The 13,703-nt window shown below is 69.3% G+C and carries 4 protein-coding genes; all 4 read right to left on the bottom strand.

Annotated elements, in window-relative coordinates; translation table 11 throughout:
* Positions 1 to 32: 32 nt before the first annotated feature.
* The 4 genes from EDC02_RS20875 to EDC02_RS20860 all read right to left on the bottom strand — a co-directional run bounded on the left by EDC02_RS20875 (position 33) and on the right by EDC02_RS20860 (position 13,699).
* A complete protein-coding gene (locus EDC02_RS20875) occupies positions 33 to 1,076 on the bottom strand; it encodes a hypothetical protein (RefSeq protein WP_123603420.1) in 1,044 nt (347 codons plus the stop codon).
* A 257-nt stretch (positions 1,077 to 1,333) separates the two neighbouring features.
* Complete coding sequence (locus EDC02_RS20870; RefSeq protein WP_123603419.1) at positions 1,334 to 2,389, bottom strand: NADP-dependent oxidoreductase; 1,056 nt, start codon at positions 2,387 to 2,389, stop codon at positions 1,334 to 1,336.
* A 1-nt stretch (position 2,390) separates the two neighbouring features.
* Positions 2,391 to 4,121, bottom strand: a complete 1,731-nt coding sequence (locus tag EDC02_RS20865; protein ID WP_233606113.1) for an NAD(P)/FAD-dependent oxidoreductase — start codon at positions 4,119 to 4,121, stop codon at positions 2,391 to 2,393.
* A gap of 20 nt (positions 4,122 to 4,141) precedes the next feature.
* Positions 4,142 to 13,699: a non-ribosomal peptide synthetase/type I polyketide synthase gene (locus tag EDC02_RS20860; protein ID WP_123603417.1), complete on the bottom strand. Its 9,558-nt coding sequence runs from the start codon at positions 13,697 to 13,699 to the stop codon at positions 4,142 to 4,144.
* Positions 13,700 to 13,703: the final 4 nt, after the last annotated feature.

Genomic DNA, 13,703 nt, shown 5'->3' with positions numbered 1-13,703 from the left:
GACGCCACCTCCGTCCCTGCCCTGCGAGGTGGCTAACGGTCCTGCTTGCTGACGGTCACGTCGTAGCGGACACCACCCAGGTCGGCCCAGTCCTTGCCGTCGGCGTCCGGGCCGAACTGCGTCACCATTACGGCGATCGGCTTCTCGACCGGGTTGGTGGCGGTGAACAGCAGCCGCATGGTCAGTCGTTCGTTGCCCCGCAGCATCAGGTTGTCCAGGCTGGCCTGGCCCGGGTCGACGATCTCGACCCGGTTACGGCCCGCTTCCCGGATGCCCTTGCCGGCCATACCGCCCTCGACCCAGCGCGCGAACAACGTCGGGCCGAGATCCACCACGAGCCGTCCACCGGCGGTGCGCAGCGGTGCGCCGTCCTCGCTGAAGACCACGCTGTTGCGGGTCGGCTCCCGCAGGACGTTGCCGATCGCGAACGGCCGGACCTCGGTCTGCCCGCTGGTCGACAGCGCCACCGAGTCGACGTTGCGCCAGGCGATGTTGTTGTTCTCCCGGGTGTTCACACTGTTGCTCGGACCCTCGAAGGTCATCGGGTCGTTGGGGGAGACCCAGCGGGCGAGCAGACAGAAGTGTCCCGGCCCGGGGACGCCGTTCCAGGGGATGGTGACGGTGGTGACACCGGCGTAGACCGGCACCGACATCCAGCCGATCTCGGTCCAGTGGGTGGGCCAGGTCGCGCCGCCGCCCGGCGTGGTCCGGTAGACGTGGATCTCACCCTGCTCCATGCCGCCGGCACCGTACGGCCCGGGGTTGCGCAGCTTGATGAAGATGTAGTTGGTCTGCCCGACGATCGGGTTCTGGCTGGTCGCGCACTCGACGGCGGTGGGGCAGACCTTGATGTCGGGGCTTGCCCAGATCGGGCTCAGCCCGTGCGGTTGAATTCCGACGTCCGACGGATGGTCCTTCATGAAGACGTCGACGGGCGCGGCGGTGGCGGTGCGGTCGGTCGAGCGGTCCAGCGCCGCCGCTGTGGCCGAGGTGACCGGGAGCAGCAGCGCCAGCGTGGCCGTGCCGATCAGTGCGAGTGTGGATCTGCGTACGCGTTGCGTCAGACGCGTGGACAAGGTTTCCTCCCGAAGGGGTAGGAGTGTGGCGACCGCCGTGGTGCCGACGGTCGCGGGATGGACACTCCTACCGAGAGGGATCGACGCTCAAAAATACTTCCGCCGGGCTCGGTTCGTTGTCAGATGGCGGAAATCAGCCGGAAATCCGGGCAGAGCGGTCGTCGCGACCGTGCTCGGACTTGCCGCGTCGCGGAACATCTTCACCGCAGGGGCCGCCGGTACGGCATCTGGCACCGGACCTGGCGGCTCCACCCCGGCTAAATGGCGACCAGGATCTTGCCCCGGTTACCTCCCCGGTCTTGGTAGAGGCTGTGGTATGCGTTCGGAATCTCGTCGAATCCGTGGTGGACGGTCTGCTGGTAGGTCAGTTCCCCCCGACGGACCATGCCGCCGAGTTCGTCGCGCATCCTCGACAGGTTCTCCTCGGTGAACCACTCGTGTGCGAAAATGCCCCGGATGGTCGTACGGGGGTACATGATCATCGGCAGGAGACGTAGCCCGGTCTGTTCGCGGCCCACCTGGGTGGCCCACTGCCAGCAGACCGCGACCCGGCTGTGCACGTTCAGCATCGTGAAGACCATGTCGGTGATCGTGCCACCAAGGTTGTCGAAGTAGCTGTCGACGCCGTCCGGGGCGGCTTTGACCAGCGCCTCCCGTACCCGGCCTGGCTCGTCACCGTGCCGATACTCGACCACGGCGTCGAAGCCGAGTTCGGTGAGGAACGGGACCTTCTCTGCGGACGCGGTGGTGCCCACCAGCCGCGCTCCGGCCCGCTTGGCGAGCTGCCCGACCAGCGTTCCGATGGCTCCCGAGGCGCCGCTGATCACCAGCGTGTCACCCGGGCGGACCGTCAGAAAATGCGTCAGCGTGCCCCACGCGGTGATGCCTGGCCCTCCCATGATCCCCAGCGCCGTCGTCACCGGCAGCACGTCGTCGTAGTGCTGCGGATTCAGCTTGCGGTAGGCGGGGAAGACCATCGGGAACGTCTCCCCCTGCCACAGCACCTCGCCGCCGGTGCCGACGACGTGACTGCGCCAACCGCCGTAGCCCTGGACCAGGTCTCCCACCTGGAAACGGGCGTCCGGTCCGGCCTCGATCACCTCCATGATCGAGTCGGCGATCATGTGCTGCCCGACCGGCGTCTCCAAGGCGAGCCCGTGCAGGTACGGATCGACCGAGACGTACCGCGTCTGAAACAGCATCTCGTCGTCGCCGAGCGCGACCGGTGCGTCCTCTGTCACCTTCTCGTAGATCCGGCCGACTTCGGGGACGCCGTCGACATGCTCGCGCACGACCCACTTCGCGATCTTCAACTCAGGCTCCTTGCCGGGTGAGAATGGACGGGTGTCCCTCGGCCGGGAAGGCCAGCGAGGGCTTGGCCGGCACGGGCACCGTCACCTGCGTGGGCGGCGGTGCCGTGTCGTCGATGTCGGCGGTGAAGGGCCGGCCGTCGTCGCGGCAGATGAACTGCACGACATGCCGGCCGCTGGCAGCGGCCCGGATGAGCCCGCCGATCGTGGTCCAGACGCCGGCCAAATAGAAGTCAGCCAGCCCGGGTAGCACCGGGCCGTGCTTTTCCAGCTCCTTTTCCATCGTCTCGCCGCCGTCGACGAACGGTTGCCAGCCGGCGATCGAGCCGTCGTGGTTGGCGGTGTAGCGGATCTGGGTCAGCGGTGTCGCGATATCGTGCGCCACGACCGTGTCTGCGAGCCCGGGGTAACGCTGGTCGAGCAGGCCGAGCAGGGCGGTGCGCACCTGTCGCTTCGCGGCGTAGTAGGTGCGGCCCCGCCGCACCCGCAGGGTGTGCAGCAATTCGCCCTTGCGGACCCGGCTTGCCTGCTCCGGTCCCGCCACCAGTTGCCGCCAGGCGTCGGTATCGGAGAAGAAGGTGACGAACACGACCGAGGTTTCCGCCGGGGAGAGCTCGGGGTAGTGCCGGCTGCGGAACTGTACGTTGATGCTGGGGTGTTCGCTGATGCCGACCAGGTCCGTTGCCTCCTCGGGCGACAGCAGATGAGTGGTGCACGGGTCTGCGTCCGGATACGGCTGGTCGAGGCCGAAGAACGCGCTGACGTACCCGGGGTAGACCTGGCCGGGCTCGTCGATGGTCTCGGTGTACAGGCGACGGTAGGTCTCGTTGAGGTAGCGGCCGTTCAGGAGCTTGGTGACCGTCGTGTGCCCGTCGCAGGTGGCGACGACGATGTCGGCGCGGTGCTCACGTCCGTCGCTGAGTCGGACCCCGACCGCCCGGTCGTTCTCGACCAGCACCTCGTCGACCTTCGCGTTGTACGTGATCTTGCCGCCGAGCCGCAGGTAGCGCTGCTCGATCGAGCGGGCCAGCCCGAGCGAACCCCCCTCCGGCACGCCGGCGGTGCGCCCGGCGTGCGCCGCGAGTTGGAAGTAGAAGGGCAGCACCGGAAAGCTCGCATGTCGCTCGTACAGGATGAAGTTGAACGCCTCCCGCAGCAGCGGATCTTTGAATTTGGCGGAGTAGTCGGTCATCAGCGTCGTGATCGACCTGCGGATGGTGTTGAAGTGCGGCAGGAAGGTGGCGAGCATCCGCCACCGTTCCCACGGCCGCATCAGGCCGACCGGCTTGAGGAACGGATAGGCGTTGAGCAGCTTCTTGAAGGTGCGTATCCCGGCGCAGAAGTCGCGGATGAGCCGCGCGTCGGCGGGCGAGTGCCACAGCAGGTGCTCCTGCAACCGGTCAGGGTCGGAGTAGAAGTAGACGGTCCGCCCGTCCCGGCCACGGACGATGTTGAACGTCTCGAAGTCGCGCATCTCCTTGCCCTGCAGCGCGCCGAGTTCGAGCCAGATCTGGTGCATGTCGTTGCCGGGCCCGCTGCCGAGCAGCCAGCTCACGCACCAGTCGAAGGTGAACTCACCCTGGTCCCAGGCGGTGCAGCAGCCGCCCGGCAACTCGTGCATCTCGAAAGTGTGGGTGCGGTAGCCGTTCATCTGCGCATAGCAGCCGGTGGCGAGACCACCTAGGCCACCACCGATGATGATCATCGTTTCCCGGGCGGGTTTCGACTCTGGCATGGTCGGTGCCTCCTCGATGGTCAGTCCACTGGGGCGAGCGACGGGTCGCGGTTCGCAGCGGGCGCGGGACGTTCTCCGGAACCGGTGCCGGTGCCGGGTTCGGCACCGGAGCCCGCCAGGACGTCACGGACCAGGCCGGCGTTGCGGGAGGCGTATTCCCGGTCGAACATCTCGGCGTGCGTGCCGAACCCGGCGAGCAGGCCGTCGTGGCTGCGTGACGCGCCAGCCCAGCTGCCGTGCTCACCCGCCGCGTAGAACCCCATCCGGTCCTGGTCGCTGATCACCGTCACCGGCGCCGCGACGACCCCCAGGTTCGGGGTACGGGCGCAGAACTCGATGTATTCGCGGGCCTGTTCCCGGGTCTCCTGGGCGACGATCTCCGAACCGGTGTGCCGGCGCAGGTGCTCAGCGAGTTCCCGCTCGAACGCCGCGAACTGCTCCGGGCCGAACTCGAACTCCGCACCGATACGGTACGAATCGACGATGACCACGTGTCGCACTGTCCGGCCCCGGCGCTCGAGCTCCTTCGCCACCTCAAAGGCGAGGTTGCCGCCGAGCGAATAACCGAGCAGCCGGCAGCCGCCGTCCGGCTGTAGCTCGTCGACCAGGTCCGCATACCGGGCGACCTTGTCGTCGCCGGGAATGTGGTTGAACCCCACAGCGTGGTACTCGGGCAGATGCATGACGAACTGCCGGTAGATCAGCCCGTGCCCGCCGGCAGGTGGGAAGCAGAACAGCGCCGGACGGTCCGCCGGGTTGAACGTCAGATACGGCTGCCCCCCGGTGAGCCGCCCGGTGACGATGTGCTCCACCGTTTTCGCCATGCCGTGCAGGGTGGAGATCTGGAAGAGGCGGCTGACCGGGATCTCGATGTTGAACTCGGTCTGCAAACCGTAGATCAGCTCGACGAGCTTGATCGAGCTTCCCCCCGCCTCGAAGAAGTCCTGCCGCAGCCCGATCTCGTCGAGGTTGAGCAGCGCCCGCCAGTGCTCGGCCATCCGGGTCTCGTACAGCGTCACCGGCGGGTCGTCCCGCCTCTGCTCGGGGTCAGGACCGGGCGGTGGGAGCGCCGCCACGTCGACCTTGCCGTTGGGGGTCAGCGGCAGCGCCGACAGTTGGTCGAGGTGCGCCGGGATCATGAACGTGGGCAGGTGGTCGGCGAGGTGGCTGCGCAGTTCCCGCCGGTCCAGCACCGCACCGTCGGCTAGCACGTAGTACGCGCAGAGGACGGCTTCGCCACCGGCGTCCGGGCGGACCACGACCACCGCCTCCGCCACGGCGGGCAGCGCCTTCAGCAGGGACTCGACCTCACCGGTCTCGACTCGATGTCCGCGTACCTTGACCTGTGTGTCCGCCCGGCCCAACAGGTGCAGGACGCCGTCGGCTGCCCAGCGGGCGAGGTCCCCGGTGCGGTAGAGCCGCACCGGCAGGGCACCCGGCCGACGGCTCAACGTCCGGGTGACGAAGCGCTGCGCGGTCTGCTCGGCGTCGCCGGCATAGCCGGTCGCCACGCCATGGCCACCGACCCACAACTCGCCGGGTACGCCGGGCGGCACCAGCCCGCCCTGCTCGTCGAGCAGGTAGACGGCGCTGTTCGGGAACGGCCGCCCGATCGGCACGACGTGGCCGGGATCGAGGGTGTCCGGCGGGCCGTCGAAGTAGGTGCTGTCGATGGTCGCTTCGCTCAGGCCGTACGAGTTGACCACCCGGGTGTGCGGGCCGCCGAGCGCGCGCAGACGCTGGTACTCCTCGACGGTCCAGATGTCGGAGCCGACGATCAGCAGGCGCATGAACTCCAGCCGGCGTCTCTCACGTGCACAGTAGGCGAGCAGCCCGCGGGCGACGGCGGGGACGAACTCGCCGCAGTCGACGCGTTCGCTGACCATCGTGCGGTACAGCCGGTCGGTGTTGAACAACAGATCGCGGTCGACCAGGACCAGGGTGCCGCCGGAGCAGAGCGCGCGGACGAGGTCGCCGGCGAACACGTCGAACGCGAAGCTGGCCATCTGCAGGTGTACCCGCACCTCGTCGAGGCGGTACTCCTGTCGCCAGCCGCTGTACACCGCGGCCAGGTTGCGGTGGGTGACCTGGACGGCCTTCGGCAGACCGGTCGAACCGGAGGTGTAAACGACGTAGGCCGGGTCGTCCAGGCCGACGCGCACGTCGAGGGCGGCGTCGGGCTCGTTTCCGGCCGCCCGCAGCAGCGAGTGCAGGTCCAGCACCCGGCCGGATACTCCGACCATGCCGCTGATGCCGCCGCGGGCCGCGCCGTCGGCGAGCACCAGGGTGGCCCCGGCGTTGCGCAGCATGTACGCCAGCCGTTCAGCCGGATAGTCGGCGTCGAGTGGCAGATAGGCACCGCCGGCCCGGAGCACCGCGAGCACTGCGGTGATCAGCTCCGGTGACTTGTCCAGGCAGAGCGCGACCACCGCGCCGTCACGTACGCCGAGGCGGCGCAGCCGGTGCGCGAGTTGCCGCGACCGCCGTTCCAGGGTGGCGTAGTCCAGCCGGCGAGTGTCGGCGGATCCGAAAGCCGCGCCGCTGGGACCTGCCGGCGCCACGACGGCGACGGCGTCCGGCCGCTGCGCGGCGACCCTGGCCATCAGCTCGTGGACCGGGACGTCGTGTGGGACCTGCTGCCGTGCGCCGCTCCAATCGTCGAGGAGACGTTCGCGCTCGTCCGCGCCGAGCAGCTCCAGCTGGCGGACCGGCTGCTCGGGCGCCGACCGGCTCATCGTGTCGAGCAGCTGGACGTAGTGCCGTGCGATCCGTCGTACGGTCTCGGGCAGGAACAGGTCGGTGTTGTACTTGAGGACGCAGTGGAACTGGTGGTCGGCCTCGTCCTCGTAGACCGACAGGGTCAGGTCGAACTGCCCTTCCTCCTCCGGAAGTTCGATGTACTCCAGCCGGTAGCCGTACTTCTCCGTCGCCACCTTGTGGGTGAGCAGGATGAACATCGTCTGGAAGACCGCCGACCGGCTGGGATCGTGGTGCAGGCCCAACTGCTCCACCAACAGCACGAACGGGTAGTCCTGGTTGTCCAGCCCGTTGAGCACGGTTGTGCGTACCTGGTTCAGCAGGTCGGCGATCGAAGGATCGCCGGACAGGTCAGCGCGCAGCGGTAGCGGGTTGACGAAGTACCCGTAGGTCGAGGCGAACTCCTCCTCGGTCCGCCCGGTCACCGGGCTGCCCACGATGACGTCGTCCTGCCCGGAGTAGCGGTGCAGCAGGACAAAGTAGGCGCACAGCAGCACCATGAACACGGTCGCGTTGTGGTCGCGGGCCGTCGCGTGCACCCGTGTGGTGAGGTCCGGATCCAGCGTGAAGAACTCCGAGGCTCCGTTGTTGGTCTGCACCGCCGGACGTGGTTTGTCGGTCGGCAGGTTGAGGATCGGCACCTCGGCTGGCAGGTGCGAACGCCAGTAGTCCAGCGACCTGCTCGCCTGCGGGCTGCCGAGAAATCTGTTCTGCCAGTTGAGGAAGTCCAGGTAGTGGGCGGACACCGGCGGTAGCTGCGCGGGTTCGCCCCGGCGCAGCCCTTCGTAGACGGCGAGCAGTTCCTCGATGAAGGTGAAGGTGGAGATGGCGTCCGAGATGATGTGGTGGACGGCCTTCATGATGACCCACCGCTGTGGGCCGAGCCGGAACAGCCGGAAGCGCACCAGCGGGTCGCGCTCGAGGTCGTACGGGCGGCGGTACTCCTGGATGATCATCTGGTAGACGTCGGTCCACGCCCGGTCACGCACGTCGAACAGGGCGACGTCCGCCCTGATCTGCGGGTGGATCCGTTGCACCGGCTGGCGGTGGCCGGCACGCCGGCCCAGGTCCGACTGGCCCTGTTCGAGCAGGAAGTTCGCCCGCAGGCTGGGATGGCGCGCGATGAGGGCTCGGACGGCCTCGAACATCAGCCCCGCGTCCAGTTCGACCCGCACCTCGACCGCACCGCCGATGTTGTAGGCGTAACCGTCGGGGTTGAGCTGCTTGAGGAACCACAGTGCCTTCTGGTTCTGGGTCAACGGATAGCACTGCTCGTCGCTGTACACCTCGACGTCGGCACCGCTGGTGGCGGTGTCCGTGGTGAGCAGGTCGACGAGCTCATCGTGCGCCTGCTCGATCAGGTCGGCGACCGCTGCGCCGCTGAGCAGCGCCACCACCGGCAGGGCGACGTGGATCTCGGCCGCGATGCGGGCGCGCAGCTCCATGGCGAGCAGCGAGTCCAGTCCCAGGGCGGCGACGCTCGATGCCGGGTCCACCCGTTCCGGGGGCACCCTGAGCACGGCCGCCACCACTGCGGTGAACCGCTCGCCGAGCAGTTGGCGCCGCCGGTCACCGTCCGCGTCGCGGAACACGTCCAGGAAGCTTTCGCCGCCCGCGTCCGGCGGCTGCGCCGCCGTCGCCGCGAGGTCGGCCACCAGCGGCGGTTCGGAGGTGTACCAGGAAAGGAAGGTTGGCCAGTCCACGATGGTGGCCACCAGCAGCTGCGCCCGGTCCTGCCCGATCACCCGTTCGAGCACCGCCATGCCAGCAGCCGGCGACAGCGAGCTCATGCCGCGGCTGTGCCGGTAGTGGTGGACCAGGCCGAGCTCCTCGATCATTCCGGTCGCCCACGGCCCCCAGTCCAGGCTCAGCGCCGGCAGTCCGGTGGCGCGGCGATGCTGCGCCAGCGCGTCCAGGAAGGCGTTGCCGGCCGCATAGTTGCTCTGCCCGGCGGTGGTGAGCAGCGAGGCGATCGAGGCGAACAGCACGAAGTGCTCCAGCGGTTCGTCGTTCAGGTGACGGTGCAGCAGGTACGCGCCGAGCACCTTGGGCGCGTACGCGGTGTCGAACGCCGCCCGGTCCATCTCGGGGAGCAGCGTGTCGCGGACCTGGCCGGCGAGGTGGAACACGCCGCGGATCGGCGGTGCCTGGCTGGCGCGGTGATCGGCCAGCCAGCCGGTCAGCGCGGCTTCGTCGGTGACGTCGAGCCGGGCCAGGATCGGTTGACAGCCGAGCTTCTCCAGCTCCATGAGGAAGTCGATCCGGTCGCGGACCGCGCCGTCCCAGCCAGGCTCGCCCCACCGCCGCCGGGGCGGGACCGGGCTGCGCCCGAGGAGGATGAGCCGGCGGGCACCCCGGCGTACGAGGGTGCGGCACAGCAGCCGGCCCAGCGCGCCGAACGCGCCGGTCACCAGGTAGGCGCCGTCGGCGCGCAGGCGTAGCGGCAGCGGGCGGGTCAGCTCGTCGGCCGGCCGCAGCCGGCTGGTGTACCGGTGGTCGCCGCGCAGGGCGATCTCGTCCTCGTCGTCGACGGCCAGCTCCCGTAGCAGGGCCGCTGCCTCCGCCCGCCGGGCGGTCCGGTCCCGGCCGCCGGCCGGGCCGAGGTCGATCAGCTTGCCCGGGTGATTGAGCAACTCCTGGTGGCGCAGCACTCGGCAGACGCCCCAGACGGGCGCGCCCATCGGCGCCACCGGATCCGCTGCCTGCACCGCCTGGGTGCCTCTGGCGACGACGTGCAGCCGACCGTCGGTCCCCTGGGCGAGCAGTGCCTGGGCGAGCGCGACCAGGGAGTAGACGCCGAGGCTGGTGTGCTCGGCGAACTCGCCGATGGCGGTGCGGTCAAGCGGCGGCAGGTCCAGGCCCCACAGGTGCACCACGTTGTGGAATGGTCCGAAGCCGGCCGCGCGCAATTCGGTGAGGAGGCGGTGCAGTTCGTCGGCGCGGCCCGGTCGCACCGTCGAGCCCGCACCATCGCGGTCGAGGTGGAAGCCAGGTCCGGGCCGGACGAGGTGGCAGTGACCGCCGCGGGCCGTCACCAGATCCGCCAGTTCTTCGGCCAGGCCGTTCCGGTCGGCGAAGACCAGCCACCGGTCACCGGCCCGATCGGCGGCCGTGGGTTGTGCCTCCGGGTCGGTCAGGGCTTCCCGCTGGACCCACTGGAGTTCGGCGAGCCAGCTGTCGATCGTGCCGACACCGACACCGACAGCGGCGGTGGCCTTTTCCACGTCTGCGGCGCGGAAGCCGCCGATGTGGCCTACCGGGGTGCCGTCGTCGGCGTAGACCGCGATGTCGCCGATCAACCCGTCGGCGTCATGCCGCACGATCGTCGTGTGTGCCCACAGCGCCTGGTCGCCGACCGGGTCGAGGCGTACCTCCGCGATCGACAACGGCAGCCGGATGCCGGTGCGTTCCTCGTCCGGACCTGCGGCGTCGAGCAGCTGCGGGGTCAGTAGGGTCTGGAAGCAGGCGTCGAGCAGCACCGGGTGGACGTGGTAGCCGCCGGCGGAGCCGTCGAGTGCGGCCGGGAGCCGGATCCGCGCCAGCGCCTCGTCTGGGCCGATCCACACCTGCTCGATGCCCTGGAAGGTCGGGCCGTAGTGGTAGCCGAGGGCGGCGAGGTCCGCGTAGCACCGTGCGCCGTCGAGGTGGTGTGCCAGGCGCTGCCGTACCGCGGCGGCGGCCAGCCGGGCAACGCGCCGGCCGGGTTGGCCGGTCAGCAGGATCCCGCTGGCGTGCACGGCGTGGTCGGCGGCGTCGCCGGCGATCGAGGCGACGGTGAACTCGCCGGATTCGGCGGTCACTGACAGCTGCACGGTCCGGGACTCACCGGCGGACAGGAACAGAGCCCTGCGTAGTTCGACGTCGGCCAACCTCGCCGCGCCGCCGTCGGTGAGCGCGATGACCGCCTGCGCCGCCATTTCGAGGTAGCCGGCGGCCGGGAACACGGTGTTTCCCTGGATCCGGTGGTCGTCGAGGTACGGCATGTCCTCGGTGTCGAGCCTCACCTCCCAGGTGGGCTCGGCGTTGGACAACCGCCGGCCGAGCAACGGGTGGTCCCGCTGTCCGAGCCGGACCTGCGCGACCGATCGCGGCTCCACCCAGTAGCGGTCGCGCCGGAACGGGTAACGGGGGAGCGGCACCGGTGTCCCGACCGGGTGCAGGACGTCCCAGGCGATCTCAACACCGAGGCTGTGCAGGGCGGCGAGGGACATGACCATGCGCTGCGGTTCGTCTTCCCCCCGCCGGATCGACGGCAGGGTACGACCCTGCACATCCCTGCTGGCGAGGCATTCCTGAACGGAGTGGCCGAGCACCGGATGCGGGCCGATCTCGAGAAAGAGGCGGTATCCGTCGTCGACGAGCCGATCGACCGCGCCACGGAACCGTACGCTGTCGCGGACGTTGCGCCACCAGTAGTCGGCGTCGAGTTCGGGGCCCTGCGCCACGCCGTCCTGTCCGGTGAGGTAGACGGGCACCTGGGCCGGGCGCGGGGCGAGGCCGTGCAGTGAGGCGAGCAGCTCGTCCTTGATCATGTCCATGGCGGCGCTGTGGTACGGCACGCGTACGGCGACGAGCTTGGCGAAGGTCTGCTCTGCGGTGAGCTCGGCGGCGAGGCCCGCGAGGGTGCCTTCGTCACCGGCGAGGGTCACCGCGCCGGGGCTGTTGACCGCGGCCACGGAGACCCGTTCGCCATAGCGCCGGATCCGGTGCTCAGCCTCGGCTTCGGTGAGCCCGACCGCGAGCATGGTGCCGGTCCCGACGAGCTTCTGCTGCAGCCGACTGCGGTGTACGACGATCCTGACCGCCTCTTCGAGGGAGTAGACGCCGGCCTCGTAGAAGGCCGCCACCTCACCGGTGCTGTGTCCCACGATCGCGTCGGGCCGTACACCGTAGCTGCGCCACAGGGCTGCCAGGCCGACCTGGACCGCGAAGTTGGCCGGCTGCGCGAGCCAGGTCTCGGCCATCCGCGAGTCGACCTCGTCGGCGTTCAACTCGTTGATCAACGACCAGCCGGCGATCCGCCGGATCGCCCGGTCGCAGCGGCCGATCGCGTCCCGGTACACCGGCTCGTCGGCGTACAGTTGGCGGCCCATCGCCCACCACTGCGGGCCCATGCCGGTGAACACCCACACCAGCGCACACTCGTGCGCGTCGCGTCGCTGGTCGACGAACACATGTGAATGCGGATCGCCGCGCAGATAGGCGGCCAGTGCCGTGTCCAGCGAGGCCCGGTCCGAGCGCACCTGCGCCCGACTCGGATACACGATGGACAAGCGGTGTTCGTGGTGCTGGCGGCGGCGGGCCAGCGTGTAGCCGAGGTCGGCCAGCGCGACGGCGTCGTGTCCGTCGGCCCCAGCCAACTCCCTGCGGATGCCCTCGGCGAGAGCCGGCAGCGCATCGGGGTCGCGGGCAGTCAGGGGAAGGATCGTGTACGCCGGTGGGCCGGCTGTGGGCGCGATCACGTCCGGCCGTTGCGGTGGCTCTTCGAGCAGCACATGCGCATTGGTGCCGCCGAAGCCGAAGGAGTTGACCCCGGCACGGGCCGGCCCCTGGTGCTGCGGCCACGGCGTGGGCGCGGTAGGGATCTCGAACGGCAGGGACGTCAGATCGATCTCGGGGTTGACCTGATCGAAGTTGATCTGCGGGGCGATGATGCGGTGCTTCACGGACATCGCGGTCTTGATCAGACCGGCGACGCCGGCGGCGGACTCGGTGTGCCCGATGTTCGTCTTCACCGACCCGATGTAGCAGGTCTCCCCGGGCCGGCGGCCGATCGCCAGCACCCGGCCCAACGCCTTGGCCTCGATAGGGTCACCGACCGGGGTGGAGGTACCGTGCGCCTCCACGTACTGCAGGCTGCCAGGGGCGATCCCGGCCTCGGCGCACACCCGCTCGATGAGGGTGGCCTGGGCGTCGGCGTTCGGCACGGTGATGCCATTGGTCCGGCCGTCCTGGTTGACGCCGCTGCCGATGATCACCGCGTGGATCGGATCACCGTCCGCCAGCGCGTCCGACAGCCGTTTCAGCGCGACCGCCCCGACGCCCTCGGCACGGACGTACCCGTTGGCCGACGCGTCGAAGGGCCGCGAGCGGCCATCCGCGGACAGGAAGCCACCCTTCGTCTCGGCGATGGTGTACTGCGGGGTCAGGTGCAGCAGTGTCCCGCCGGCGAGCGCAAGGTCGATCTCCCCGCGCAACAGGCTCTGCCGGGCCAGGTGTACGGCTACCAGGGAGGAACTACACGCGGTGTCGATCGACACGCTGGGGCCGCGGAAGTCGAAGCAGTACGAGATGCGGTTCGACACCATCGTCATCATGGTTCCGGTCGCCGTGTGCGCCGCCAGGGTCTCGAAGCTCAGGTCCGCGAACTGCAGGATCTTGTAGTCCAAGGTGAACGCGCCGATGAACACCCCGACGTCCCGTCCAGCCAGCTCCGTCGGCTTCTGCCCACCGTCCTCCAGCGCATCCCAGCTGACCTCCAGCAGCTTGCGCTGCTGCGGATCCATGTGTTCGGCCTCTCGGGGGCTGATGCCGAAGAAGGCCGGGTCGAATTCGGCCACTCCGTCGATGTAGCCGCCCCGGCCACCGACCAACCGCCCCGGTTTGGTCCTGTCCCGGCTGCCGAGGGTGGCGACGTCGTAGCGGTCCGAGGGTGTTTCGGTAATGCAATCCTGACCGTTGACGACGTTCTGCCAGAACGTCCGGTAGTCCGAGGCACCACCGGGCATACGACAGCCGATGCCGATGATTGCGATCTTTTCCGAGCCGCCGGCATTCGCCGGGTTCTGCTCTTGCGCCCCGGCCGCGCGGGAGTACGTCATTGTC

The organism is Micromonospora sp. Llam0 (genome assembly GCF_003751085.1).
Classification (GTDB): Bacteria; Actinomycetota; Actinomycetes; order Mycobacteriales; family Micromonosporaceae; genus Micromonospora_E.
Note: the sequence above shows the minus strand (reverse complement) of the source record. Positions and strands in the feature narration are given on the sequence as shown.

Bases quoted from the DNA above. Each gene is read 5' to 3' on its own strand.
- EDC02_RS20865 (WP_233606113.1), bottom strand. From the start codon at position 4,121: ATGCCAGAGTCGAAACCCGCCCGGGAAACGATGATCATCATCGGTGGT.
- EDC02_RS20860 (WP_123603417.1), bottom strand. From the start codon at position 13,699: ATGACGTACTCCCGCGCGGCCGGGGCGCAAGAGCAGAACCCGGCGAAT.